Below are 25,268 nucleotides of genomic sequence, written 5' to 3'. Positions count from 1 at the left end.
TATAAAATTTGATATAATGGACCGTTTTCATATTTATTCTAAATAACGAATTTTGTTAAATTAATATTTATTAGGTGCTTTTTTTGTTAAATACTTATTTTTTTGTCTTAATTTTTGCTGATACAGCTGTGGTTTTACAACGTAATCTCTATTTTGTTACATATTTTTTAATCCTCCTTAAAATTTGTAGATTTGTGTCCTTTTAAAAAGAAATAACTCTACATATATGAACATTTACCAAGACTACATTAAAGAGATAGCAGATCGTAAAGATCAAGGACTTCACCCAAAGCCAATTGATGGTGCAGAATTACTAAGTGCGATCATTGCACAAATTAAAGATATAGATAATCCAAACAGGGACGACTCAATAAACTTTTTTATTTATAATGTGCTACCTGGAACAACTAGTGCTGCTGGTGTTAAAGCGAAGTTTTTAAAAGAAATTATTTTAGGTGAGTCAGTGGTAAAAGAGATTTCTCCTGCATTTGCTTTAGAGCAATTATCTCACATGAAGGGTGGACCTTCAGTAGAGGTGTTACTAGATTTAGCTTTAGGAGAAGATGCTACTATTGCAGAAGAAGCTGCAAAAGTGTTAAAAACACAAGTGTTTTTATATGAAGCAGATACTGAGCGTTTAGAAAATGCTTTTAAATTAGGCAGTGCCATTGCAAAAGATATTTTAGAAAGTTATGCTAAGGCTGAATTCTTTACGAAGTTACCAGATGTTGAAGAAGAGATTGAAGTTGTGACTTATATCGCTGGTGTTGGTGATATTTCTACAGATTTATTATCTCCTGGTGCAGATGCTCACTCAAGATCAGATAGAGAATTGCATGGGCAATGTATGTTTGAGCATAATAAAGAGATGCAAAGTGAATTGTTGGCATTAAAAGAGCAGCATCCAGATAAACGTGTGATGTTAATTGCTGAAAAAGGAACCATGGGAGTTGGTTCTTCAAGAATGTCAGGTGTAAATAATGTCGCATTATGGACAGGTGTTCCATTTAGTAAATATGTTCCATTTATAAACTATGCTCCGGTTATTGCTGGTACAAATGGAATTGCACCAATTTTCTTAACAACGGTTAGTGTAACTGGTGGTATTGGTATCGATTTAAAAAACTGGGTTAAGCAAAAAGATGCAGAAGGAAATACTATTGTAGATGAAGATGGCGAACCAATTTTAAAGCAAACGTATTCTGTTGATACAGGTACAGTATTAACAATTAATACAAAAACAAAAAAATTATACAAAGACGGTGTAGAATTAAAAGATATTTCTACTGCATTAACTCCACCAAAAATGGAGTTTATTAAAGCAGGTGGCTCTTACGCTGTTGTATTTGGTAAAAAATTACAAACATTAGCTTGTAAAATATTAGGAATAGATATTCCTCAAGTATATGCCGCTTCTAAAGAAGTGTCTATTGAGGGACAAGGTTTAACCGCTGTTGAAAAAATATTCAATAAAAATGCTGTAGGAACTACACCAGGTAAAACGTTACATGCAGGTTCTAATGTTAGAGCAGAAGTAAATATTGTAGGTTCGCAAGATACTACAGGTTTAATGACGTCTCAAGAATTAGAGATGATGGCAGCTACAGTTATTTCTCCAATTGTTGATGGTGCCTACCAATCAGGTTGTCATACAGCGTCTGTTTGGGATGATAAGTCTAAAGCTAACATACCAAGGTTAATGAGTTTTATGAACGATTTTGGTTTAATTACGGGTCGTGATCCTAAAGGGAAGTATTTCCCAATGACAGATGTTATTCATAAAGTACTTAACGATATTACTGTTGGTGATTGGGATATTATAATTGGTGGAGATTCACACACACGTATGTCTAAAGGTGTTGCTTTCGGAGCCGATTCAGGAACCGTTGCCTTAGCATTGGCTACAGGTGAAGCTACAATGCCAATTCCAGAATCAGTAAAAGTGACGTTTAAAGGACAAATGAAATCTTATATGGATTTCCGTGATGTCGTTCACGCTACACAACAACAAATGTTAAAACAATTTGGAGGCGAAAATGTGTTCCAAGGTAGAATCATCGAGGTTCATATCGGAACACTTACTGCAGATGAAGCTTTTACATTTACGGATTGGACAGCTGAGATGAAAGCTAAAGCGTCTATCTGTATTTCTGAAGATGACACGTTGATTGAATCTTTAGAGATTGCAAAAGGTCGTATCCAAATCATGATTGATAAGGGTATGGATAATGCCAAGCAAGTTCTTAAAGGGTTAGTGGATAAAGCAAATACTAGAATTACAGAACTTAAAACAGGAATTAAACCTTCTTTAAGACCAGATGCTAATGCAAAGTATCATGCAGAAGTTATTATTGATTTAGATGAAATTTCTGAACCTATGATAGCAGATCCAGATGTAAATAACGAGGATGTTTCTAAACGTTATACACATGATAATATTAGACCTTTATCTTTCTATGGTGGCACTAAAAAAGTAGACTTAGGATTTGTTGGATCTTGTATGGTTCACAAAGGTGATATGAAAATATTAGCGCAGATGTTAAAGAACATTGAAGCACAACATGGTAAAGTTGAATTTAAAGCGCCTCTTGTAGTTGCACCTCCAACTTACAATATTGTAGATGAGTTAAAAGCTGAAGGTGATTGGGAAGTCCTTGTAAGATATTCTGGTTTCGAATTCGATGATAATGCTCCTAAAGGATTAGCACGTACTAAATACGAAAACATGTTATACTTAGAGCGTCCAGGTTGTAACTTGTGTATGGGTAACCAAGAAAAAGCTGAACCAGGCGATACGGTTATGGCCACATCAACACGTTTATTTCAAGGTAGAGTTGTAAAAGATTCTGGTGAGAAAAAAGGGGAGTCATTATTATCGTCAACTCCAGTAGTAGTATTATCTACAATATTAGGTAGAACACCAACTTTGGCAGAATATGAAGCTGCTGTAGATGGTATTGTTTTAACGAAGTTTAAGCCTTCAACAAAGCAATTAGTGAGATAATTAAAATATTATTTTATATAAGTAAAAGCCTGAATTTTAGATTCAGGCTTTTTTGTATTTAAAAAAGACATACGGTTAAAACAATAGCTCATTTTATTTACTACAATTCAAGTATTGAAAAAACTTATTCCACTATCATTATTTATATGCTATTTGGGCTTTTAAAGTCATCTTGCATTTTGTATATTAGTAGAATTAAATTTATAAAACAAAAATACTATGGCATTCGATATTGATATGATTAAGGGTGTTTACGCTAACATGAAAGAGCGCGTTGATGCTGCGAGAGACATTGTTGGTAAGCCGTTGACACTTTCTGAAAAAATATTATACTCACATTTGTGGGATGGAAAACCTAATAAAGCCTTCAGAAGAGGAAAGGATTATGTGGATTTTGCACCAGACCGTGTAGCTTGTCAAGATGCAACTGCGCAAATGGCTTTATTGCAATTTATGCAAGCAGGTAAACCAAAAGTAGCTGTACCAACTACAGTGCATTGTGATCACTTAATACAAGCCAAAGATGGTGCTGCAACAGATTTAAAAAATGCAAATAATACAAGTAGTGAAGTATTTAATTTTTTAGAGTCGGTTTCTAATAAATACGGTATTGGGTTCTGGAAACCAGGTGCAGGTATTATTCACCAAGTAGTTTTAGAGAATTATGCATTTCCTGGTGGAATGATGATTGGGACAGATTCACATACTGTAAATGCAGGTGGCTTAGGAATGGTTGCCATTGGAGTAGGTGGAGCAGATGCTGTAGATGTTATGGCAGGAATGGCTTGGGAACTTAAATTTCCTAAGTTAATTGGTGTAAGATTAACAGGAAAACTTTCGGGTTGGACAGCACCAAAAGATGTTATATTAAAAGTTGCAGGTATAGTTTCAGCGAAAGGTGGAACAGGTGCTATTGTAGAATATTTTGGACCTGGAGCAATATCTATGTCTTGTACAGGTAAAGGAACAATTTGTAATATGGGAGCTGAGATTGGAGCAACAACTTCAACTTTTGGCTACGATGATTCAATGGAACGTTATTTACGTGCCACTGATAGAGCAGATGTTGCAGATGAAGCCAATAAGATTAGACCATACTTAACTGGTGATGCAGAAGTATACGCAAACCCTGAGCAATATTTTGACCAAGTTATAGATATTGATTTATCTAAATTAGGTCCTTTATTAAATGGTCCTTTCACGCCAGATTTATCAACACCAGTCGGAAAGTCAATGACGGAGATCGCTACAAAAAACGAATGGCCTATTAATGTAGAATGGGGATTAATTGGTTCTTGTACCAACTCGTCTTACGAAGATTTGTCAAGAGCATCATCCATTGCACAACAAGCTATAGATAAGGGACTTAAGATGAAATCAGAATTAGGAATTAATCCAGGTTCTGAGCAAGTGCGTTACACAGCAGATCGTGATGGTATTATAGGGATTTTTGAAAAATTAGATGCTAAAATATTCACCAATGCTTGTGGTCCATGTATTGGACAATGGGCGAGATATAGTGACCCTAAAAATGCACCAAAGAATAGTATAGTGCATTCATTTAATAGAAACTTTGCTAAGCGTGCTGATGGTAATCCAAACACACATGCTTTTGTTGCGTCACCAGAAATAACAGCTGCCATTGCTATTGCGGGTCGTTTAGACTTTAATCCAATGACGGATAAGTTAATTAATGAAAATGGAGAAGAAGTTATGTTCGATGAACCAACAGGATGGGAATTACCACCTAAAGGTTTTGAGGTAAAAGAGAATGGTTATTTAGAGCCAGTTGCAGATGGAAGTGGTGTAGAGATAAAGGTAAGTCCTACTTCTGAAAGATTAGAATTATTAACTCCTTTTGAGCCTATTGGAAATAAAATAGATGGAGCTAAATTATTAATTAAAGCTTTTGGGAAATGTACAACAGATCATATTTCTATGGCAGGACCATGGTTGCGCTTTAGAGGACACTTAGATAATATTTCTAATAATTGTTTAATAGGTGCTGTTAATGCATTCGGTAAGAAAACAAACTTTGTTAAGAATCAATTAACTGGAGAGTTTGGCGGTGTGCCAGATACGGCTAGAGCTTATAAAGCAGCAGGTGTAAAGTCTATAGTGGTTGGTGACCATAATTATGGTGAAGGTTCTTCTAGAGAACATGCAGCAATGGAGCCAAGACATTTAGGTGTTGTAGCCGTGATTGTAAAGTCTTTTGCTCGTATTCACGAAACAAACCTTAAGAAACAAGGGATGTTAGGTTTAACGTTTGCTAATGAAGCAGATTACGATTTAATTCAAGAAGATGATACCTTCAACTTTACAGATTTAAATGAATTTGCACCAGATAAGCAATTGCATTTAGAAATTGTTCATGCAGATGGTAGTAAAGATGTAATAGCGTTGAATCATACTTATAATGATGCACAGATTGAATGGTATAATGAAGGCTCTGCTCTTAATTTAATTAAAAAAGAGAACAACGCTTAGTTGTTAAATTATAATTAATAAAAATCCGTTAGAAATTCTAACGGATTTTTTTATGCCAATTAATAAAGGATTAATGCTAAATTAAAAAGAGTATATTCGTTCTTATAATATAATTTTATGAAAAAAACACTACTCTTTTTAAGTTTCATCTTGTTATTACAAACCAATGAAATTTTGGCACAAACCATTGAACTACCATCTACTTTATATTTATGTGAAACTGGTTCTCTTGAGCTTGAAGGAACTGTAATAAATACGACTGATACAAATATTACTTATCAATGGTATTATGGATTTTCAATTAGTTCTGCAAATGAAGAAATTGTTGGTGCAACGGATCCTTTATTAACAATCACTGGAAATAGCAATGGACTTGGATATTATAAAGTTGTAGCAACGTTCTCTGATAATAGTAATCTTATAGGTTGGGTTCAAATCTTAAAGAGTGACTACCTATCCAATAACAACTATGAATTTGTTCAGTGTAATGATTTTTTTATTGATGATTTGCAGAGCCATAACTATTTATTTAACGCTTCTAATATAACAACTAGATATTATGTTACTGAGAGTGACGCTATTCTAGGTAATAATAACAATATTACTTATTATCAAGTATATGACTATGTAACTATATTATATCTACGTATTGAAGAAAATGATGGTTCATGTTTAGATATTATTCCTTTAGAGGTTATTCCCGATTTTCCGACTTTATTTGCTAATTGGGTTCCTAATATGGGAGATTGTTCTATTGATGCAACGGACAACGTATTTGATTTAACTACAAATGATGCTCAAATTATTGGAGGACAACAGTTAGCAGTGGTTAATTATTTTGTTAGCTATAATGATGCTAGTAATCTAAATAATCCAATAACGAATGCTTCTAATTATACGGCATTGTCGCCGAATCAAACTATTTATGCCAGGGTATATGATCCAAATAACACTAATTTTAATTGCGATCCATATCTAAGCATTACCCAATTTCAATTATTATCAATTTCAGAACCAACTCCAAATACAGAATTAGATTATATTGTTTGTGATAATACAAGCGGCTCCTCTACTGATGGCATTGGTGCTTTTGATTTAACGAGCAGAAATACGTTAATACTATCTGGCTTAAGTACGTATCAGTATAATATAAGTTATTATAATACTTTAGTTGATGCAGATACTAATACCAATTCTATTGCATCTCCAAATAATTATATAGGGAGTAATGAGGTAATCTATGTTAGAGTCGAGAGCAGTATAAACTCAGAGTGTGTTCAAATTTCAGAGATGAATTTAATAGTACAAGATACTTGTGATGATGTTTCAGTGAATTTACTATCATATTGGTCAGCTCCTAGACCAGGATTTACATATAGAAATATGCTTGTTATAAAAAATAATGGAGAATCCACAGTCAGTTCCGGTACTTTAGAGTTTACTAAGGATCCTTTGGTAACCTATTCTGGAGCAACAGGGTTGAGTACAGATAATTCCATTACAACTACAGCAGATGGATTCACCTTAGATTTTATAAACTTACTACCAGGAGAAAGTGAAGTAATTTATATTGATTTATTAGTATCCACGTCTGCGAATTTAGGTAGTATGATTACTAATGTTGCTGAGTATACAACAGTGGCAAATGATGTAGTAATTGAAAATAATTCCTCTAGTTTATCAGAAATTATTATAGGTTCTTATGATCCCAACGATATTAATGAGTCACATGGACCAGAAATTGAACATGTAAGTTTTACTGAAGATGATTATTTGTATTATACCATTAGGTTTCAAAATGTGGGAACTGCTAGTGCAATAAATGTAACTATAGACAATGTTTTAGACCCAAAGTTAGATAAAACTACATTTCAAATGTTAAGAGCAAGTCATTCTTATGGCATTGAGCGCGATTTTGACGCCTTAACGTGGCAATTTAATAATATAAACTTAGCTGATGAAACTACTGACGAACCTAATAGTCATGGTTTTGTATACTATAAAATAAAACCATTAGCAGGATATGAAATAGGTGATATTATACCAAATACAGCGAGTATTATATTCGATTTTAATACACCAGTAATAACAAATACTTTTAATACAGAATTTATAGCACCTTTAAGTATCACAGAAAATAGTATTAAAAGTGATTACTTATTATCTCCTAATCCTTCAAAAGATATGGTTAGTTTAAGTTTTAAATCTGCTCAATCTAGTATTGAAGTTACTGTTTTTGATATTTTAGGAAAAATGGTTTTAACACACAAAGCGCAACAAGTTTTTTCAATTGATCTAAATATTTCAGCATTAGAAAATGGTGTTTATTTTGTGAAAGTAAAAAATGAAGAAGGACAACTTGAATCGAAAAAGATTATTAAAGAGTAATACCTGAAATCTCTATAAAAAAAAAGCCCTTGAAAATATTCAAGGGCTTTTTTATGTTAGGATGATAGTTTTTTTTCGACTATAAAGTCATCTAACAAATACACTTACTAATGCAGTCACTGTGGTTCTTTGACAATGTTAACCTTTTTAAGGTGCTTTGTCCTCATAAAGTTAAAATTTATAAAAATGAACACAGTTTTTGTTCTTACAAAAAGAAGGATTACATATATATTCAAGCAGATGCGGCCAACAAAGTCTATTTAATTGAAAATGGAAAAGTTAAAATTGGCTATTATAGCGAAGATGGAAATGAAGTCGTAAAAGCCATTCTTACAAAGGGAGAATTATTTGGTGAAAAAGCTATTTTAGGTGATGAAAAGCGCGATGAATTTGCACAATCCATAGATAACGAAACTTCCATATGTCCTATCAGTGTTGATATTATGCACGATTTAATGCGAGAAAATCAAAACTTTAGTTTTAAAGTCTATAAATTTATTGGCTTTAAATTTAAAAAATTAGAGCGTAGGTTACAGTTGCTGTTATTTAAGGATACCAAAACACGTTTAATTGAATTTTTAGATGAGCTTTGTGTTGATTTTGGTTACGACTGTGACAAAACGGGTGATCATGTTATTAGACATCCATATACTCAGAAAGATATTGCTTCACTCATTGGTACCTCAAGACCAACAATAAATATTCTACTAAATGAACTTAAAGAAGAGAATTACTTAGATTTTAACAGAAAAGAAATAAGAATCTTAAAAAAATCAGCTTAGTGTTAGCTATCTAACATTTCATGGAGCTTTGATCGCTTAATTTTGAAATATAATTTTAAAATTAAAAAAGCAATGAAGAAAAAAATGATTTTAGCAGTATTGGCATTAGGAATTTTTGCCAGTTCATGCAGTAGTGATGATGACAACACTAGTTCGGTAAATTCAAATTTAACCCTTAATCTTAATGGTTTAGAAGCTTTAGGGAGTGATTTTGTTTACGAAGGATGGCTAATTGTAGATGGTTCTCCGGTATCTACAGGTACGTTTAGTAGTATAGATTTTCCACAGACTTTTTCTGTGAACACAACTCAATTAAATGAAGCGACCACTTTTGTGTTATCTATTGAGCCAGCAATAGATAGTGATCCAGATCCAGCAGCTACCAAAATTTTAGCTGGTGATTTTTCTGGTGCCTCTGCTAATGTAGATTCTAATGGTATTGTTGGGAATTTTAGTGCTTCAACAGGTACTTATATTTTGGCGACTCCTACAGATGCCGATGATACAAATGAAGAGAGCGGTGTTTGGTTTTTAGATAATTCTACAGGAACAGCAGTAGCAGGATTAGATTTACCAACATTAACAGATGGCTGGAAATATGAAGGATGGGCTGTATTAGATGGAACTCCAATTAGTACAGGTACATTTACGAACCCAACAGTAGCAGACGACAATGCAGCAACTTCAGTTTTTAAAGGTGATGTAGGAAATGGTCCTGGTTTTCCAGGTGAAGATTATTTACAAAATGCACCAGCAGGAATGACGTTTCCAACAGATTTAAGGGGAGCGACAATTGTAATTTCAGTTGAACCAAGTCCAGATAATAGTGCATTACCTTTTACATTAAAACCTTTGGCACACGCAGTTCCTACCGATGCCTCAGTACATACAGCTATCTCTATGGGAATAGGTCCAGTTTCTGAAATTTCTGGGATTGTAACAAAAAGTTAAGATTAGATTAAATTTGTTAGATGTGAAGCGTAATACCTACTTTTGGTGTTGCGCTTCTTTATTGATAATAATTCGGCTATGACAGAAACAAGTAAGAGAAAATCTAAAATTTTTAATATAATTAGTGTTGCAATCATCGTTTTACTAATTATTCCTCAAACAAGAAAGGTAATTCAAATTGGTCTTCATAAGGGTTTGAGTTACATTAATCAATCTTCGCTTATTGATAAAGAAGATAGAGTATCTGTGAGTTATGCTAATTTTCAATTAAAATCTGACGCCAATACAACCCTAAATTTTGAAGCTACAAAAGGAAAAGTAGTGTTTATAAACTTTTGGGCAACATGGTGTCCTCCATGTATAGCAGAAATGCCAAGCCTTCAGGCTCTTTATAATGATTATAACAATGACGTTGAGTTTTTATTTATCACTAGTGATGATTTTGAAGTTGCAGAAAAATTCAAAACAGAAAAAGGATATAATTTTGCAGTCTACAATACTTTAAGTCAAGTGCCTACAGAATTATCAACAACGACTATCCCAAGAACTTTTATTATTAATAAGCGCGGAGAAATTGTAGTAGATGAGTCTGGTGCTATTGATTGGAATAGTGAAAAAGTGAGAAGCCAACTAGATCAACTACTTTCAGAATAATTTATTTAAAGTATTTAAAGGGAACAAACAACATCCCAAAGTTTTCACCTTTTTCTTTACCCAAATGTTTATGGTGAATTTTGTGAGCACGTCTTAAGCCTCTAGCATACTTATTATCTATATTTCTCAACCATTTAAAACGTTGATGAATAAAAATATCGTGGACAACAAAATAGGCGATACCATAGGCTAAAATACCTAAGCCAATAGGAAGTGTATACCATATATCTTCATAACTCCATAAGTAAAAACAAGTGATACTTACAATGGCATAAAATATAAAAAAAGCATCATTTCGCTCAAACCAACTATCGTGGTCTTTGTGATGGTGGTCTTTGTGTAAACTCCATAAAAATCCATGCATTACATACTTGTGTGTAAACCAAGCATTAAATTCCATTATTAAAAATGTACCTGAAAATATTAGTATCCAAAAAAGGGTTTGCATATTTGTTTTCTTAAAAGTTTAAAGCAAGTTGAGTTGGTATTTAACGTAGCTTCTAGTTAATAATTCTATTTTTCTGTAATTAGGAACTCTAATTCTTGTAGATTTTATTTGTAATGCAGGTGTCTTTTTTAATTTTTCTAATAATTTACTGTAATAACGGTAAGCCATAAATACACCAAATTTGGCCTCTAATGGCAACCGTTTAATACCTTCTAAACCTCTTTCAAAATCAGCTTCAATATCTAAAATAATAGTTTGCTTAGAAGTTTCGTCTAATTGGTTTAAATCGGTATTTGGAAAATAAGTTCTGTTCAGTCCTTCAAAGTCAGCTTTTAAATCTCGTAAAAAATTTACTTTCTGAAATGCAGAGCCTAAGCTCATCGCAGAATCTTTTAGATCATTATATTTATCGTTATCACCTTTAACAAAAACTTTAAGGCACATTAAGCCAACGACATCAGCTGAACCATAAATGTAATCTTTATACTCGTCATTTGTTAAATAGTCTGTTTTATGAAGGTCTAAACGCATGCTATTCATAAAAGAATCTACCATATGCTTATCTATACCGTAATTGTGATACGTTTCTTGAAATGCATTTAAAATAGGGTTTAAACTGATTTTATCTCTTAAAGCGGCTTCTAGGTCTCTCTCAAAATTATTAAAAAGTGTTTCTTTATCGTAATCGTGAAATGTATCAACAATCTCATCAGCAAATCTTACAAAACCGTAAATATTGTAAATATCTTGCCTTATGCTAAGCGATAACATTTTTGTAGCCAAGGAGAATGACGTACTGTAGGCATTAGTAACTGCCTTACTGCATTCTTTGGAGACATTGTCAAAAATTGATTTCATAGTGATTCGTTGTTATTAAAATTAGTGTTTTTCAATCAGTTCAGCAACTAGCTTTCCTGAAATTAAAGAAGGAGGCACTCCTGGTCCTGGTACGGTGAGTTGTCCTGTAAAATAGAGTCCATCTACCTTTTTGCTTTTTAATTTTGGCCTTAAAAATGCTGTTTGCATCAGCGTATTTGCCATGCCATATGCATTCCCTTTGTATGAATTGTAATCTTCAACAAAATCATTAACACAATAAGATTCTTTAAAAAGAATGTTTTTAAGAACATCTTGTTGTGTTCTTTTTTCGAATCTATTAATGATGATATTAAAATATTGTTCTCGTAACTCTGGTGTGTCTTCTAGTCCTGGAGCAATAGGAATTAAGAAAAAACCTGTTTCACATCCATCAGGAGCCATACTTTTATCTGTTACTGATGGAAAGTTAACATAGAATAATGGATCTTTTGGCCATTTAGGATTGTCATAAATTTCTTCAGCATGTTTTTCAAAATCAGTATCGAAGAATAAATTATGATGTTCTACATTTTTTAATTTCTGATTAAAACCAACATAAAAGAGTAGGGAAGAAGGTGCAAATGTTCTACCTTCCCAATACGTTTCACTATATTGTCTATATTTTAGATCTAACAAGGTTTCAGAGTGGTGATAATCTGCTCCACTTAATATCACATCCGAATAAATTTCTTTTCCATTAACAGTAATACTTTGTGCTTGTCCGTTTTTTACACCAATCTTTTCAACGTTGCTATTAACATGTATTGAAACACCCAAACTTTCAGCGAGACTTTTCATTGCTTTAACAATTTCATACATGCCACCTTTTGGGTGCCATGTGCCTAAACCAAAATCTGCAAAGTTCATAAAACTATAAAATGATGGAGTTTGGTTTGGTTTTGCTCCTAAAAACAATACAGGAAACTCTAAAGTTGAAATTAATTTAGGGTTTTTAAAATTTTTTCGGACTTCAGAACTAATTGTTTTGTAGAATCGGTCTAAGCGCATTATGGTTTCCTTTGTCACTAATTCAAAAGGAGAAAGACCAGGTTTTAAAACCACTTTATTAATCGCAATATTATAATGATCTTGTGCTCTGGTAATAAATTTGCGCAGAGGGATGGAGCTTCCAAGTTCAATACGTTCAAATTCTTTACATATTTGATCCATGTGATCACCAATGGTTATAACATCATCTGAAAAGAAAATCTTATAAGCAGGACTCAATTTGTCGAGTTGGTAATAGTCACTTGTGCTTTTTCCAAAATCATTAAAGAATTTTTCAAATATATCAGGCATCCAATACCAACTTGGACCTATATCAAAGGTGAAACCATCCTTAATAAGTTGTCTGGCTCTGCCTCCAACAGTATCATTTTTTTCATAAATTGAAACATCAAAACCGGCTTTCGCTAAATAGCAAGAAGCTGATAAGGCTGAAAATCCTGAACCTATTATAGAAATTGATTTCCCCATTAATATTATAATTCTTTAATTAAGTTTTCAATAGACTTAAACGTTGTTATGCCTTTAGGAAGCTGGTCTGTGTCTATATGATTAAGCATTTGTCCAAGTACCCAAAAATTTGTGCTTGGCTTTTTTAATAAGAGGCTATCGAATTTTTCAATATATTTTAGGAGTTTTTCTTTCTTAGGCTTCACTGTAAAATATGAAATATACGTGATTTCGTCATAATAGTTTTGAATTTCAACTAAACTCTCTATAGGCACACTTTGGCCCAAAAAGATAGAGTGATAGCCTTTGCTAACGAGTTGATGGTTAATTAGCATTAGGCCAATCTCGTGTATTTCATTGTCTGGTAAATAAAGGACAAAGGTTTTAGTAGATTTATTAATCTGTTTAGATTGAATTTTTTCAGTACTAATTAATATTTTCTGACGAATGAGCATGCTAATAAAATGCTCGTGTGCAGGCGTTATAGTACCTGTTTGCCATAATAATCCAATCTCTGTTAGTAATGGAATGAAAATAGTATAGAAAATCTCTTCAAATGCTTTTTCTTCTAATAAAGATTCATATGTCTTATAAAACATACCTTGATCGAAGTTAAGCATTGCCAATTTAAAGGCATTAATAGCATGGCTCTCGGTATTTGTTTCAACTGCAATTTTTTTAACTAGTTGCGGAATTTCATGCTCATCTATAGTGGCAATCTTAGAAATCTTATAACCATTATTATTGAGGTAACTTACATTAAGTAATTTTTGAAAGCTTTCTAAGTCGTAATATCTAATATTGGTATCTGTACGTTTTGGTTCTAGAAGATTATACCTTTTTTCCCAAATTCTAATGGTATGTGCTTTAATTCCGGTTAGGTTCTCTAGATCCTTAATACTAAACGTATTCTTTATATTGTTCATTTTTTTTAAAAAATCTTTAAACAAAAATATGAATTTATATTATATGATAACTAGAATTAACAAAAAATATAAAAAATAAATAACAATATCTGAACTCAATGGTGTTGAAATCTGGAAGGCTTGATTAAAAGTGCTTCTTAATAATTAGATTAAGGAAAGATTAGAATAGTGTTTTGGTATACTAAAAAGTGCGCACGAGAAGACTCGAACTTCCACGGACTAATGTCCACCAACCCCTCAAGCTGGCGCGTCTACCAATTCCGCCACGTGCGCATAATAGTGAAGTAAATATAAAAAAAAGTTAAGCATTGTGCTTAACTTTTTTTTAGTGACCAGTCTGGGGCTCGAACCCAGGACCCTCTCCTTAAAAGGGAGATGCTCTGCCAACTGAGCTAACTGGTCGTTATGATTTTTTCTAACGAGGATGCAAATATAAAACCTTTATACAAATACAAAGAATAGAATTTAAAAAAATAATTTTTTTTTATCAGATCAAGATTTTAAGTTTAATAAATAGAATTTTTTTATATGTGTAATGATTTGTTTTTTAAAAAGTTACTATTGGAAATCTTGATTTTTTATTTCATCAAGTTGATATAATTGCTTATTCTTTTGGGTTTAAATAAAATTTATGCAAAAAAAAAAAGTTAAGCGTAATGCTTAACTTTTTTTAGTGACCAGTCTGGGGCTCGAACCCAGGACCCTCTCCTTAAAAGGGAGATGCTCTGCCAACTGAGCTAACTGGTCATTATGCTTTTCTCTAACGAGGGTGCAAATATATAAGCTTTCTTTAATTTAACAACACTTTTTTATTTTTTTTTTTGTTTTTTTGTTGAGAACAAACCTATGGGTTTAATAATCAATTTATAAGTACTATGATTATAGTTTTATTAGGGTATATGGGATCGGGAAAATCGACTCTTGGTAAGGAATTAGCTACAGTGCTTAAATACAGTTTTTTAGATATAGATGATTATATTATAGAGAAAGAAAAGGCTTCAATATCCGATATCTTTAAAAAGAAAGGTGAGATTTATTTCAGAAAAAAAGAAACTGAATATTTAAAAGAGATTATTTCTTCTTCTAAAAATATTGTACTTGCGCTAGGTGGAGGTACGCCTTGTTATGGAAACAATATGAATGCATTAATCAATAATCCTAACATAAAATCATTTTACCTAAAGCTGTCCATTCCGCTCTTAGCTAAACGTTTGTTTTTAGAACGTGAGAATAGACCTCTAATAAGTCATCTTAATACAGAAGAAGATCTTATAGAGTTTATTGGGAAACATCTTTTTGAGCGCTCACATTATTATAGTCAAGCTCAGTTTACAATTAATACAGATCATAAAACACAAAAAGAAATTTTAGAGGATCTTTTAGTTCACTTAATCTAAATAAGCTTCGTAAGGTTGTTTGGATAAATTTACATGCACATGCTCAAATAATGATGTAGAAAGAGAAATGCCTTTAAAGTCTGCCTTTACAGGATATTTTTTGTGATTACGATTTACTAATACTGCAGTCTTAAATTGTTTTAGAGGTACATCTAGAAAATGCTTAATACCATAAATTAATGTACTGCCAGAGTTTAGAACATCGTCAATTAATACTAGAGATTTATTAGTGTAATCTTCTTTAGAAATAGAAGTTTTTATGGGCTCTGTAGGTTCAGATTTGTTTATAGTGACTTTGCATAAAGTAGATTTGATATCTGAAATCTTATCTAAATTAGATTTTATCTTTTTAGCTAGCAGGTAGCCGTTACTTTCAATACCAGCAATAATGAGTTCTGTTTCATTTACATTGCTTTCATAAATTTGGTAGGCAATGCGTTTTATTTTGTGCTCAATTTCTTTATGACTTAATATGGTGTTTTTTGTAAGTGCCATTAGCTCTTTTTTTCAAAGATAAAAAACAGTTCTTTACCTTGTCTTTCTTTTATGGAATTAATTGAAGGTTCTAAGACTTTTAAGTAAAACTTAGAGTGAAAAAGTAATTTGTATTCAGATTTAGTACCTCCAAATGGTGGTCCAGCTTCAGTTAATTCAAAATTAAAAAATAAGCCAACAAGTTTTCCTTTAGGTTTTAATAGTTGATGCATTTGTTCAACATACCGTTTTCTTAAAATTGGATTTAGTGCGCAGAAAAATGTTTGTTCAAAAATGAGATCAAAGGATTTATCTAAATCAAAAAAATTAGCATTTATAAGTTGATTTTTTGGGAAGTGTGGGAGGCGATTTATAAAATTGTCTATGGGTTGATGCGCAAAATCTAATACATAAACATTTTTAAAACCTTGGTTCCATAAATATTCGGCTTCGTAGCTATTACCAGCACCAGGAATTAGAATTTTTAATGATTTATCTTTTATTTGGTCAATATATGTTTTTAGCGGAGTAGAAATATAACCGATATTCCAACCAATTTGGTTGTTTGTATATCTATTTTCCCAATAGGATTTGTTGAGTTGATTTATCATTAAAAGGGCATCTTATTATTTTGTTTAATTTTATTCTTCCTCGTCATCATAAAAATCATCAATATCTCTTCTGTCTTTTTTTGTTGGTCTTCCGGCACCTTTTTTTCTATAATAATCTTTGCTATATTTTAAAAGCTCCTTAGCTTCAAAAGCAGATTTTGGTGTGGTGTCTACCCTATAAATGTCTACCAATTTTGCGCCAACACGATTAGGTGGTAAATCATTAACCGTAAGTTGGTAAATAATTTGGTCTTTTCTAAGTTCAATTTTATCTGTTGGAAAAACTTCTCTTGAGGGTTTTACCGCATCACCATTAACTTTTACTTGCCCTTTTTTACATGCTTTTGTGGCAATACTACGTGTTTTATAATATCTAACACACCATAAATATTTATCAATTCGCATACCTTATTTACTAAAAACTACGTTAATGTTATAGTACAAAAATATTATATTATTGTATCTTGCGGCTTAAAAATAAGCAATAATGAACTTCGTAACATAACTATGGTGGTTTATTACGGATAATATAAATTTCTATGAAAATTAAAATGTTAAGACTTAGTCTTATTTTACTGACGCTAACAATGGTATTAATTTCTTGTTCTAGTGATGATGATAATGGCTCAACCTTTGTTGCAGCAGATAGAACAGAACAGCAAGTTATAGATGATGCAGTAATATTGCAATATCTAAGCTCACATTATTATAATTCAAGTTTTTTTGAAACAGGTTCCGATTTTAAATATACGGATATCAATATTTCAGAATTACCTGTAGATCTTAATGGTGAATATGAAGCTATGCCAGATCCAACAAACAATACATTACTCATTGACGCTGTAGAAACGCGTACTGCAACATATTATGACGTTGAATATAAGTATTATGTATTAAGCTTAAACCAAGGTGGTGGTGATACTCCTGAATTTCCTAAATTTACAGATTTTGTACGTGCAAGATATGAGGGAAGCTCTATTAATGAAGAAGTGGGTGGAGAAGAAGTTGTTTTTGACTCGGCAATAACAGCAGCAGGCTTTAACTTACAGACCGATTTTATTTCAATAGTAGGAGTAATTAAAGCTTGGCAATTGGTTTTACCAACATTTTCAGCAGCAGAAAGTTTTGATATTGGTGTGGATGGTAATGTTAATTTTACTAATCCTGGCTTAGGAATAATGTTTGTCCCTTCTGGATTAGGTTATTTCTCCGGAACTTCGACAGGTTCTTCTTATGACAATCTTATTTTTAAATTTGAATTATTACAAACAGATACAGTGGATCATGATGATGATGGTGTACCTTCTTACATTGAGGATTTAAATGAAAATTTGAATATTGAAGATGATGATACTGACGAAGATGGATTTTTCAATTACATTGATAACAATGATGATGGAGATAACGTATTTACAATTGATGAATTGATTACAACAGTTTATCCTCCAATGGCTAGTGAAAATGATCTTACTTTAGCCGAAAATGAGTTTATAAGAAGTAGAGTGGTGAATACTGATGGTTCTATTACATTTAAAACTGTGACCATAGCAGATTCTAACAACGATGGTGTACCAGATTATTTAGATCCTTCTATCGAAATTAATTATAATGAATAGTAATTATTCTATATACTAACAATAAAAAAGCCGCTCATTAACTGAGCGGCTTTTTTTGTTTTATAAATTATTATAAACCTATAGATAAGCTTAAGATTAATTGATCTGGTCTTGTATCAATTCTACTATTTACTGTAGCTATATTAGTGTCAATAAATGTAGCTTCATTTTCACTGAAACCTCTTTCATATCTTAAATCAATTCCAATTTTATTTAAATTGAATCCAACACCAAAATTGAATCCAACAGAGAAATCATTTTTAACTGTATCAATATCGATACCCTCAAATTCTGTTTCTAATATATATTGAAAAGAAGGTCCTGCAAAAACACTAATAGGACCAATTACTTTAAGACCTACTAATAGAGGTACATCAATTTTCTTTATAGAAAATGCATCACTATCATAATCACTTTTTGTAGCCGTGTAGACTAACTCTGGTCTAAGGTATAGTTTGTCTCCTATTTTGCCGAAAACACCAATATGATATCCAATATTGCGATCGGGAGTTTCTGCATTTGTACTTGCTGATTCAAAATAATCTCCATTGGCACTATAATTTAAACCACCTTTAAAACCAAAGGAACTATTGTTTTGGGCATTAATTGTAAATCCAATACAAGCCAAGACTACAGTTAAAATAACTGATTTTTGTAAATTTCTCATAATGTTCGTTTTTTTAAATTAAAAACTCATTTAAATAATTATTCAAATGAGTTATATATAAGTACTATATCAAAAACGTTTCCAAAATGAAATTATTTTCTTTTTATTACTTTTAGAACTGCTTTTATAATAGCATCACTGTTTAAACCATATTTATCCATAAGTTGAACTGGTGTTCCAGATTCACCAAAAGTATCGTTGGTAGCAACAAATTCTTGAGGAGTAGGATGGTGTAGGGCTAAAACTCTAGCGACACTTTCTCCTAGGCCACCTAGAAAATTATGCTCTTCTGCAGTAACAATACATCCTGTTTTAGCAACAGAATCTAAAATAGCTTTATTATCTAAAGGTTTTATGGTGTGAATATTAATCACTTCAGCAGAAATACCAGCTTCGTTCAAAACTTTTGACGCTTCTAATGCTTCCCAAACTAAATGACCAGTAGCAACAATAGTTACATCTGTTCCTTCAGTAAATTTAATAGCTTTTCCAATTTCAAATTTTTGATCAGCAGGTGTGAAAATTGGCACAGAAGGACGACCAAATCTTAAATATACAGGGCCATCATAGTCTGCAATAGCAATAGTTGCAGCTTTTGTTTGGTTATAATCACAAGGATTAATAACAACCATTCCTGGTAACATCTTCATTAAACCAATATCCTCTAATATCTGGTGAGTTGCACCATCTTCACCTAAAGTTAATCCTGCGTGAGATGCACAAATTTTTACGTTTTTACCAGAATATGCAATTGATTGACGAATTTGATCATAAACTCTACCCGTTGAGAAATTGGCAAAAGTACCAGTAAAAGGGATTTTTCCTCCAATGGTTAAACCCGCTGCAATTCCCATCATATTTGCTTCTGCAATTCCTATTTGGAAAAATCGCTCTGGATTTTCGTCAATAAATTCATTCATCTTTAAAGATCCAATAAGGTCTGCACATAAGGCAACTACATTAGGGTTTGTACGTCCTAATTCTGCTAAGCCAGCACCAAAACCACTTCTTGTATCTTTTTTTTCTGTGTATGTATATGTTTTCATTTTTCTTTTGATTGGTAATTAATAATCTCCTAAAGTTTCAGGGTTTTGAGCTAAACCGATAGCAAGCTGCTCATCGTTTGGTGCTTTTCCGTGCCAAGCATGCGTATGCATCATAAAATCGATACCATTACCCATTACGGTATGTAATAAAACACAAACAGGTTTTCCTTTTCCCGTTAAGGATTTTGCTTTAGCCATACCTTTTAATATAGCTTCAATATCGTTACCTTTTTCAATATCTAATACTGTCCAACCAAAAGCTTCAAATTTTGCTCTCAGACTTCCCATAGGTAAAACATCGTCTGTTGAACCATCGATTTGCTGTTTGTTTAAATCAATTGTTGAAATTAGATTGTCCACTTTTTTAGCCGAAGCATACATTATAGCTTCCCAATTCTGTCCTTCTTGTAATTCACCATCACCATGAAGACTATAAATTAAATGATTATCATTATTTAATTTTTTAGCTTGTGCTGCACCAATTGCAACAGACATACCTTGACCAAGAGAGCCAGAAGCAATTCTTATTCCAGGTAAACCTTCATGTGTTGTTGGGTGTCCTTGTAGTCTAGAGTCTAAAAGTCTAAAAGTGTTTAATTCTTCTACAGGAAAATATCCAGATCTTGCCAATACACTATAGTATACTGGTGAAATATGACCATTAGAAAGAAAGAATAAATCTTCTCCAATGCCATCCATATTAAAACCTTCTTTGGTTTCTAATAGCTCTTGATAAAGTGAAACAAAAAATTCGGCACAGCCCAATGATCCACCTGGATGTCCAGAGTTTACTTTGTGTACCATTCGTATAATATCTCTACGAACTTGAGTAGTTAAATCAGTTAATTCTTTAATGTTTGGCATGTTATGTTGCTTAAGTTTTATGCTACAAAAGTAACTTTTTACTAAGGTCTTTCAAAAGTTGAAATGATGCACTTATTAACGAAATAGATGATTTGCTAACAATATGTAGAAAATGCCAATAGCTATTCGTAAATCTTAAAAGTGAATTGAAAACATTACATCTAAATTTTAAAAGCCCATTTTTTAAATTTAATTTAAGAAGGAATCTTATATAGTTATTTATATTTGCCGTCTGACTTACAATTCATGAAACGAGCATGCCAAAATTATTAATGATAAAAGGAATGATTAATAGCGAACAACATGTGTCTTCTGAAAAACAATAAGTACAACACATGAAATTTCAAAGAGTAGCAAACGATAAACAAACCAAGGCAAGAGCAGGATCTATTACTACAGATCACGGGACTATAGAAACTCCTATTTTTATGCCAGTTGGTACTGTAGCTTCTGTAAAAGGAGTGCATCAAAGAGAATTAAAAGATGATATTAATCCAGATATTATTCTTGGAAACACCTATCATTTATATCTAAGACCTCAAACACCAATTTTGGAGCAAGCAGGTGGGTTGCATAAATTTATGAATTGGGATCGTAATATTTTAACCGATTCTGGTGGTTACCAAGTATACTCTTTGTCTTCAAACAGAAAGATTAAGGAAGAGGGTGTAAAGTTTAAATCTCACATAGATGGTAGCTACCATGTTTTTACACCAGAAAATGTGATGGAGGTTCAGCGTAAAATAGGAGCAGATATTATTATGGCTTTTGATGAGTGCACACCTTACCCATGTGATTATAATTATGCAAAACGTTCTATGCATATGACGCATCGTTGGTTAGAGCGTTGTTTAACACATCTGAAAAAGACACCTTTAACTTACGATTACGATCAAACATTTTTTCCGATTGTTCAAGGAAGTACCTATAAAGATTTAAGACAACAATCTGCAGAATATATAGCAAACGCAGGTGCAGAAGGTAACGCTATTGGTGGACTTTCTGTAGGCGAACCAGCAGAAGAAATGTATGCTATGACAGATGTTGTTTGTAGTATTTTACCAGAAGATAAGCCACGTTATTTAATGGGAGTTGGTACACCAATCAATATATTAGAAAATATTGCGTTAGGTGTAGATATGTTTGATTGTGTTATGCCAACTAGAAATGCCAGAAACGGTATGCTATTTACAGCTCATGGCTCAATTAATATCAAAAACTTAAAATGGGCTAATGATTTTTCTCCAATAGATGAAATGGCTATTACTTTTGTAGATACAGAATATAGTAAAGCCTATTTAAGACATTTATTTACAGTAAATGAACTATTGGGAAAACAAATAGCTACTATTCATAATCTTGGATTTTATCTTTGGTTAACAAGAGAGGCAAGAAAACACATTATTGCAGGTGACTTTAGAGCTTGGAAAGAGAAAATGGTAAAACAAATGGATAACCGTTTGTAGCGTTTGTAATTGAATTTGAAAGATTAAATAACTAAATATTTCCTTAGCTGAACTTTAGGAATAAATAACTAAATAAGAAAATTGAAAATCCTAGATTGGTACATATTAAAACGGTATTTGTTTACATTCTTAATGATGTTATTGCTGTTTGTTCCTATCGGAATTACTGTAGATTTAGCAGAAAAAGTAGGTAGAATAATAGAAAATGATGCACCATTTGGAGAGGTCGCTTTTTACTATTTAAATTTCACCGTTTATTTTGCCAATTTGTTATTTCCGTTATTTTTATTTCTGTCAGTGATATGGTTTACGTCTAAATTGGCAAATAATACTGAGATTGTTGCTTTTTTAAGTTCTGGTGTTTCATTTACTCGCTTTTTAAGACCTTATATAATAGGTGCAACTATTGTTGCTAGTTTTGCTATGTTTTTGGGTATGTATTTAGCACCAATTGCTAGTCAGGGCTTTAATGAATTCAAGTTTAAGTATTTAAGAAAGAATAAAAGCGTTCAGCAAACAAGAGATGTATATCAGCAAATTAATGACAATGATTATATTTATGTAAGTAGTTTTAGTCCCAAAACTAATTCGGGTCAAAACTTTACTTACGAACATTTTGAAGGTAATGAGCTGAAGTATAAAATTTTAGCTGATAATATTCGCTTTATAGATAAAGATAGCGCCTACCAACTTACGCGTTATATAAAGCGCTCTTTTGACAATGGTGTTGAAACTGTAGAAAAAGAAAACCGTATACAAATGGATTTACCATTTGAACTCGAAGATTTAACTCCTGTAGAGTATGCTGCAGAAACCAAACCCTATGGTGAGCTTCTAGATTTTATTGCTTCCGAAAAAAGAAAAGGCTCAAAAAATATTGGTCGTTATGAAGTTGTGAAACTAAAAAAATGGAGTTTACCAACATCTATTTTTATTCTTACAATTATAGCTGTTGCAGTATCTTCTGTAAAACGACGTGGTGGTATGGGTGTTAATCTCGCTTTAGGAATTTCTATTGCCATGATTTATGTATTCTTTGATAAGGTGTTTGGAGTTATGGCTGGTCAGTCTAGTCTTCCTGCAGTTGTAGCCGTATGGTTTCCTAATGTATTATTTGGTATTTTAGCGGTATACTTATTACAAAATGCCAAACGCTAAACTAAAGCATTACTTACATTTACACTTTCTAGTTTTAATTGCTGGCTTCACCGCTATATTAGGTGAGTTAATTACTATTGGTGCTCTTGAGTTGGTGTGGTATAGAATGGCTATCGCTGGAATTTTAATGTTTGTTTACATAAAAATTGTAAGGATTAACATAAAAATTTCAAAAAAAACATTTTTGCAGTTTTCAGCAGCAGGCGTTATTATAGCGCTACATTGGATTACCTTTTTTGAAGCTATCAATCAAGCTAACGTTTCTATAGCTTTGGCAATGTTTTCTTCAGGTGCCTTTTTTGCTTCGTTCATTGAGCCTTTATTTTTTAAACGACGTATTTTAGGCTACGAAATTATCTTTGGTATTATAGTAGTATTTGGAGTGGTTTTAATCACCAGTAGCGAGATGGGTTATGTTAACGGCATTATTTTGGGACTGTTTTCAGCTTTATTTTCTACTTTATTTGCAGTTATTAATGGTCGTTTTATTGAGAAACATAATGCCACGGTTATTTCGTTTTACGAGTTTATAAGTGGAGTGCTTTTTTTAACGGTTTTTATTTTATTGTCAGGTAAAACATTCAATGCGGAGTTCTTTACATTATCAAATTCAGATTGGATGTATTTATTCATTTTAGCATCTATCTGTACAGCATATGCATTTATTGGTTCTGTAGATGTAATGCGTTATATAAGTCCATTTACGGTTATTTTAAGTTATAACTTAGAGCCGCTATACGGAATTGCAATAGCTTTATTTTTATTTCCAGAAACAGAAAAGATGTCTCCTCAATTTTATATAGGAGCTATTCTTGTGTTAATCACAGTTTTATTTGATGCAGTTTTTAAAAATTATAAGATTAGGAAAGGCAAACTAAAAGTATAACAGATTAAAGTCTTTATATTTTCTTATATAATCTGTATTTTTGTATCCGCAATAAGAAAACTTACTGTAAATTTAGTGATTAGAAATAAATTTAGAAGCCGTAGGTTTGTAAACTAACTAAACAAAAAACAACTTCAAATTGTATGGAATATTTAGAGTTTGAATTACCAATAAAAGAATTAGAAGAGCAGCTAGATAAATGTCAGATTATAGGAAAAGAAAGTGATGTAGATGTTACTGAAACCTGTAAACAGATAGATAAAAAGTTAGCTGAAACTAAAAAGAATATCTATAAAAATCTTACAGCTTGGCAACGTGTTCAGCTGTCTAGACACCCAAACAGACCTTATACATTAGATCATATTAAAGCACTCTGTGGAGATACTTTTTTAGAACTACATGGAGATAGAAATGTAAAGGACGATAAAGCCATGATTGGTGGTTTAGGTAAAATAGGTGACCAATCGTATATGTTTATTGGTCAACAAAAAGGTTTTAATACCAAAACAAGACAATACCGAAATTTCGGAATGTCTAATCCAGAAGGTTATCGTAAAGCGTTACGTTTAATGAAATCTGCTGAGAAATTCGGAATACCTGTTGTTACTTTAATAGATACACCAGGTGCATATCCTGGTTTAGAAGCAGAAGAACGAGGACAAGGAGAAGCTATTGCCAGAAACATTTTAGAAATGGCACGTCTTAAAGTTCCAATTATTACCATCATTATTGGTGAAGGAGCATCTGGTGGAGCATTAGGTATTGGAGTAGGAGACCGTGTAATGATGTTAGAAAATACATGGTATTCTGTAATTTCACCAGAATCGTGTTCATCTATTTTATGGAGAAGCTGGGAGTATAAAGAACAGGCTGCTGAAGCTTTAAAGTTAACAGCAAAAGATATGAAACGCATGAAACTTGTGGATCAAATTATAAAAGAACCTCTTGGTGGTGCACATACAGATAGAGAAAAAACATTTTCAGCTGTAAAAGATGCTATTGAGAAGTCTTATGAAGAGCTTAAAAACTTATCACCAAAAGATTTAGTGAACCAACGTATGGAAAAATACGATCAAATGGGAGTCTACAAAGATTAAATCCACTAAACATAAGGAACTAAAAAAAAC

Annotated in this window: 22 protein-coding genes and 3 tRNA genes; 12 read left to right on the top strand and 13 right to left on the bottom strand. The window is 32.3% G+C overall.

The features are described 5' to 3' along the window. The first annotated feature begins 226 nt into the window (after positions 1–226). The 6 genes from DFQ10_RS13885 to DFQ10_RS13860 all read left to right on the top strand — a co-directional run bounded on the left by DFQ10_RS13885 (position 227) and on the right by DFQ10_RS13860 (position 10,269). Positions 227–3,004 carry a bifunctional aconitate hydratase 2/2-methylisocitrate dehydratase gene (locus DFQ10_RS13885; protein WP_115818047.1) on the top strand — a complete coding sequence of 926 codons (2,778 nt, stop codon included), beginning with the start codon at positions 227–229 and terminating at the stop codon, positions 3,002–3,004. A 219-nt stretch (positions 3,005–3,223) separates the two neighbouring features. Continuing rightward, the gene (locus DFQ10_RS13880) at positions 3,224–5,494 is read left to right on the top strand and encodes an aconitate hydratase (RefSeq protein ID WP_115818046.1); all 2,271 of its coding nucleotides are present in this window, start codon (positions 3,224–3,226) and stop codon (positions 5,492–5,494) included. 117 nt (positions 5,495–5,611) lie between these two features. Next, a complete protein-coding gene (locus DFQ10_RS13875) occupies positions 5,612–7,882 on the top strand; it encodes a T9SS type A sorting domain-containing protein (protein WP_115818045.1) in 2,271 nt (756 codons plus the stop codon). Positions 7,883–7,992: 110 nt separating this feature from the next. Beyond that, a complete protein-coding gene (locus DFQ10_RS13870; protein ID WP_115818044.1) occupies positions 7,993–8,664 on the top strand; it encodes a Crp/Fnr family transcriptional regulator in 672 nt (223 codons plus the stop codon). Between the two features lie 72 nt (positions 8,665–8,736). Continuing rightward, positions 8,737–9,615, top strand: a complete 879-nt coding sequence (locus tag DFQ10_RS13865) for an anti-sigma factor (protein ID WP_115818043.1) — start codon at positions 8,737–8,739, stop codon at positions 9,613–9,615. Between the two features lie 78 nt (positions 9,616–9,693). Further along, on the top strand, positions 9,694–10,269 hold the full coding sequence (locus DFQ10_RS13860) for a TlpA family protein disulfide reductase (RefSeq protein ID WP_115818042.1): 576 nt from the start codon (positions 9,694–9,696) through the stop codon (positions 10,267–10,269). Position 10,270: 1 nt separating this feature from the next. Here DFQ10_RS13860 and DFQ10_RS13855 read toward each other — a convergent pair whose 3' ends face one another. The 7 genes from DFQ10_RS13855 to DFQ10_RS13825 all read right to left on the bottom strand — a co-directional run bounded on the left by DFQ10_RS13855 (position 10,271) and on the right by DFQ10_RS13825 (position 14,703). Next, entirely contained in the window at positions 10,271–10,717 is a 447-nt protein-coding gene (locus DFQ10_RS13855) for a sterol desaturase family protein (protein ID WP_115818041.1), read from the bottom strand. An 18-nt stretch (positions 10,718–10,735) separates the two neighbouring features. Beyond that, positions 10,736–11,575: a phytoene/squalene synthase family protein gene (locus DFQ10_RS13850; RefSeq protein ID WP_115818040.1), complete on the bottom strand. Its 840-nt coding sequence runs from the start codon at positions 11,573–11,575 to the stop codon at positions 10,736–10,738. Between the two features lie 21 nt (positions 11,576–11,596). After that, positions 11,597–13,051: a phytoene desaturase family protein gene (locus tag DFQ10_RS13845; RefSeq protein ID WP_115818039.1), complete on the bottom strand. Its 1,455-nt coding sequence runs from the start codon at positions 13,049–13,051 to the stop codon at positions 11,597–11,599. A 5-nt stretch (positions 13,052–13,056) separates the two neighbouring features. Further along, positions 13,057–13,956 (bottom strand): MerR family transcriptional regulator, encoded by a 900-nt coding sequence (locus DFQ10_RS13840; protein WP_115818038.1) that lies wholly within the window; start codon positions 13,954–13,956, stop codon positions 13,057–13,059. Between the two features lie 189 nt (positions 13,957–14,145). Continuing rightward, positions 14,146–14,229: transfer RNA gene (locus DFQ10_RS13835), tRNA-Leu, on the bottom strand. A 56-nt stretch (positions 14,230–14,285) separates the two neighbouring features. Then, a tRNA-Lys gene (locus DFQ10_RS13830) sits at positions 14,286–14,358 on the bottom strand. Positions 14,359–14,630: 272 nt separating this feature from the next. Then, positions 14,631–14,703 (bottom strand) — tRNA-Lys (locus tag DFQ10_RS13825). Between the two features lie 128 nt (positions 14,704–14,831). Here DFQ10_RS13825 and DFQ10_RS13820 point away from each other — a divergent pair. Then, on the top strand, positions 14,832–15,353 hold the full coding sequence (locus DFQ10_RS13820; RefSeq protein WP_115818037.1) for a shikimate kinase: 522 nt from the start codon (positions 14,832–14,834) through the stop codon (positions 15,351–15,353). Here the strand turns inward: DFQ10_RS13820 and DFQ10_RS13815 are convergent. The 3 genes from DFQ10_RS13815 to DFQ10_RS13805 are packed head-to-tail and all read right to left on the bottom strand — an operon-like array spanning position 15,345 to position 16,843. After that, the gene (locus tag DFQ10_RS13815; protein WP_115818036.1) at positions 15,345–15,848 is read right to left on the bottom strand and encodes a phosphoribosyltransferase family protein; all 504 of its coding nucleotides are present in this window, start codon (positions 15,846–15,848) and stop codon (positions 15,345–15,347) included. The genes DFQ10_RS13820 and DFQ10_RS13815 overlap by 9 nt on opposite strands. Beyond that, a complete protein-coding gene (locus tag DFQ10_RS13810) occupies positions 15,848–16,438 on the bottom strand; it encodes a methyltransferase domain-containing protein (RefSeq protein WP_115818035.1) in 591 nt (196 codons plus the stop codon). The genes DFQ10_RS13815 and DFQ10_RS13810 overlap by 1 nt, the downstream gene beginning before the upstream one ends. A 30-nt stretch (positions 16,439–16,468) precedes the next feature. Next, the gene (locus DFQ10_RS13805; protein WP_115818034.1) at positions 16,469–16,843 is read right to left on the bottom strand and encodes an RNA-binding S4 domain-containing protein; all 375 of its coding nucleotides are present in this window, start codon (positions 16,841–16,843) and stop codon (positions 16,469–16,471) included. 134 nt (positions 16,844–16,977) lie between these two features. Here DFQ10_RS13805 and DFQ10_RS13800 point away from each other — a divergent pair, with 134 nt between their 5' ends. Further along, positions 16,978–18,054: an FKBP-type peptidyl-prolyl cis-trans isomerase gene (locus DFQ10_RS13800; protein WP_147299226.1), complete on the top strand. Its 1,077-nt coding sequence runs from the start codon at positions 16,978–16,980 to the stop codon at positions 18,052–18,054. Positions 18,055–18,124: 70 nt separating this feature from the next. Here the strand turns inward: DFQ10_RS13800 and DFQ10_RS13795 are convergent, their stop codons facing one another. From DFQ10_RS13795 to DFQ10_RS13785, 3 genes are all read right to left on the bottom strand, one after another. Beyond that, a complete protein-coding gene (locus DFQ10_RS13795) occupies positions 18,125–18,721 on the bottom strand; it encodes an outer membrane beta-barrel protein (protein ID WP_115818032.1) in 597 nt (198 codons plus the stop codon). Between the two features lie 92 nt (positions 18,722–18,813). Beyond that, a complete protein-coding gene (locus DFQ10_RS13790; RefSeq protein ID WP_115818031.1) occupies positions 18,814–19,767 on the bottom strand; it encodes a transketolase family protein in 954 nt (317 codons plus the stop codon). A gap of 18 nt (positions 19,768–19,785) precedes the next feature. Next, positions 19,786–20,631: a transketolase gene (locus DFQ10_RS13785; protein ID WP_115818030.1), complete on the bottom strand. Its 846-nt coding sequence runs from the start codon at positions 20,629–20,631 to the stop codon at positions 19,786–19,788. 335 nt (positions 20,632–20,966) lie between these two features. On the opposite strand from DFQ10_RS13785, the gene tgt reads away from it, so the two are divergent. From tgt to DFQ10_RS13765, 4 genes are all read left to right on the top strand, one after another. Beyond that, complete coding sequence (gene tgt / locus DFQ10_RS13780) at positions 20,967–22,097, top strand: tRNA guanosine(34) transglycosylase Tgt (RefSeq protein WP_115818029.1); 1,131 nt, start codon at positions 20,967–20,969, stop codon at positions 22,095–22,097. Positions 22,098–22,178: 81 nt separating this feature from the next. After that, positions 22,179–23,255 carry an LptF/LptG family permease gene (locus DFQ10_RS13775; protein WP_115818028.1) on the top strand — a complete coding sequence of 359 codons (1,077 nt, stop codon included), beginning with the start codon at positions 22,179–22,181 and terminating at the stop codon, positions 23,253–23,255. Then, complete coding sequence (locus tag DFQ10_RS13770; protein ID WP_115818027.1) at positions 23,242–24,141, top strand: DMT family transporter; 900 nt, start codon at positions 23,242–23,244, stop codon at positions 24,139–24,141. Before DFQ10_RS13775 ends, DFQ10_RS13770 begins: the two co-directional genes overlap by 14 nt. Before the next feature lie 143 nt (positions 24,142–24,284). Continuing rightward, complete coding sequence (locus tag DFQ10_RS13765; protein WP_115818026.1) at positions 24,285–25,238, top strand: acetyl-CoA carboxylase carboxyltransferase subunit alpha; 954 nt, start codon at positions 24,285–24,287, stop codon at positions 25,236–25,238. Positions 25,239–25,268 lie beyond the last annotated feature (30 nt).

The organism is Winogradskyella eximia (genome assembly GCF_003386165.1).
Taxonomy (GTDB): domain Bacteria; phylum Bacteroidota; class Bacteroidia; order Flavobacteriales; family Flavobacteriaceae; genus Winogradskyella; species Winogradskyella eximia.
This window is presented reverse-complemented; position numbering and strand designations above follow the sequence as displayed.

What these genes read in the sequence shown, in the direction of transcription:
- tgt (WP_115818029.1), top strand. Translation starts at nt 20,967, where the DNA reads ATGAAATTTCAAAGAGTAGCAAACGATAAACAAACCAAGGCAAGAGCA.
- DFQ10_RS13800 (WP_147299226.1), top strand. Translation starts at nt 16,978, where the DNA reads ATGAAAATTAAAATGTTAAGACTTAGTCTTATTTTACTGACGCTAACA.
- DFQ10_RS13785 (WP_115818030.1), bottom strand. Translation starts at nt 20,631, where the DNA reads ATGCCAAACATTAAAGAATTAACTGATTTAACTACTCAAGTTCGTAGA.
- DFQ10_RS13870 (WP_115818044.1), top strand. Translation starts at nt 7,993, where the DNA reads ATGCAGTCACTGTGGTTCTTTGACAATGTTAACCTTTTTAAGGTGCTT.
- DFQ10_RS13850 (WP_115818040.1), bottom strand. Translation starts at nt 11,575, where the DNA reads ATGAAATCAATTTTTGACAATGTCTCCAAAGAATGCAGTAAGGCAGTT.
- DFQ10_RS13860 (WP_115818042.1), top strand. Translation starts at nt 9,694, where the DNA reads ATGACAGAAACAAGTAAGAGAAAATCTAAAATTTTTAATATAATTAGT.
- DFQ10_RS13865 (WP_115818043.1), top strand. Translation starts at nt 8,737, where the DNA reads ATGAAGAAAAAAATGATTTTAGCAGTATTGGCATTAGGAATTTTTGCC.
- DFQ10_RS13795 (WP_115818032.1), bottom strand. Translation starts at nt 18,721, where the DNA reads ATGAGAAATTTACAAAAATCAGTTATTTTAACTGTAGTCTTGGCTTGT.
- DFQ10_RS13820 (WP_115818037.1), top strand. Translation starts at nt 14,832, where the DNA reads ATGATTATAGTTTTATTAGGGTATATGGGATCGGGAAAATCGACTCTT.
- DFQ10_RS13805 (WP_115818034.1), bottom strand. Translation starts at nt 16,843, where the DNA reads ATGCGAATTGATAAATATTTATGGTGTGTTAGATATTATAAAACACGT.
- DFQ10_RS13815 (WP_115818036.1), bottom strand. Translation starts at nt 15,848, where the DNA reads ATGGCACTTACAAAAAACACCATATTAAGTCATAAAGAAATTGAGCAC.
- DFQ10_RS13875 (WP_115818045.1), top strand. Translation starts at nt 5,612, where the DNA reads ATGAAAAAAACACTACTCTTTTTAAGTTTCATCTTGTTATTACAAACC.
- DFQ10_RS13770 (WP_115818027.1), top strand. Translation starts at nt 23,242, where the DNA reads ATGCCAAACGCTAAACTAAAGCATTACTTACATTTACACTTTCTAGTT.
- DFQ10_RS13845 (WP_115818039.1), bottom strand. Translation starts at nt 13,051, where the DNA reads ATGGGGAAATCAATTTCTATAATAGGTTCAGGATTTTCAGCCTTATCA.
- DFQ10_RS13880 (WP_115818046.1), top strand. Translation starts at nt 3,224, where the DNA reads ATGGCATTCGATATTGATATGATTAAGGGTGTTTACGCTAACATGAAA.
- DFQ10_RS13810 (WP_115818035.1), bottom strand. Translation starts at nt 16,438, where the DNA reads ATGATAAATCAACTCAACAAATCCTATTGGGAAAATAGATATACAAAC.
- DFQ10_RS13765 (WP_115818026.1), top strand. Translation starts at nt 24,285, where the DNA reads ATGGAATATTTAGAGTTTGAATTACCAATAAAAGAATTAGAAGAGCAG.
- DFQ10_RS13855 (WP_115818041.1), bottom strand. Translation starts at nt 10,717, where the DNA reads ATGCAAACCCTTTTTTGGATACTAATATTTTCAGGTACATTTTTAATA.
- DFQ10_RS13790 (WP_115818031.1), bottom strand. Translation starts at nt 19,767, where the DNA reads ATGAAAACATATACATACACAGAAAAAAAAGATACAAGAAGTGGTTTT.
- DFQ10_RS13885 (WP_115818047.1), top strand. Translation starts at nt 227, where the DNA reads ATGAACATTTACCAAGACTACATTAAAGAGATAGCAGATCGTAAAGAT.
- DFQ10_RS13840 (WP_115818038.1), bottom strand. Translation starts at nt 13,956, where the DNA reads ATGAACAATATAAAGAATACGTTTAGTATTAAGGATCTAGAGAACCTA.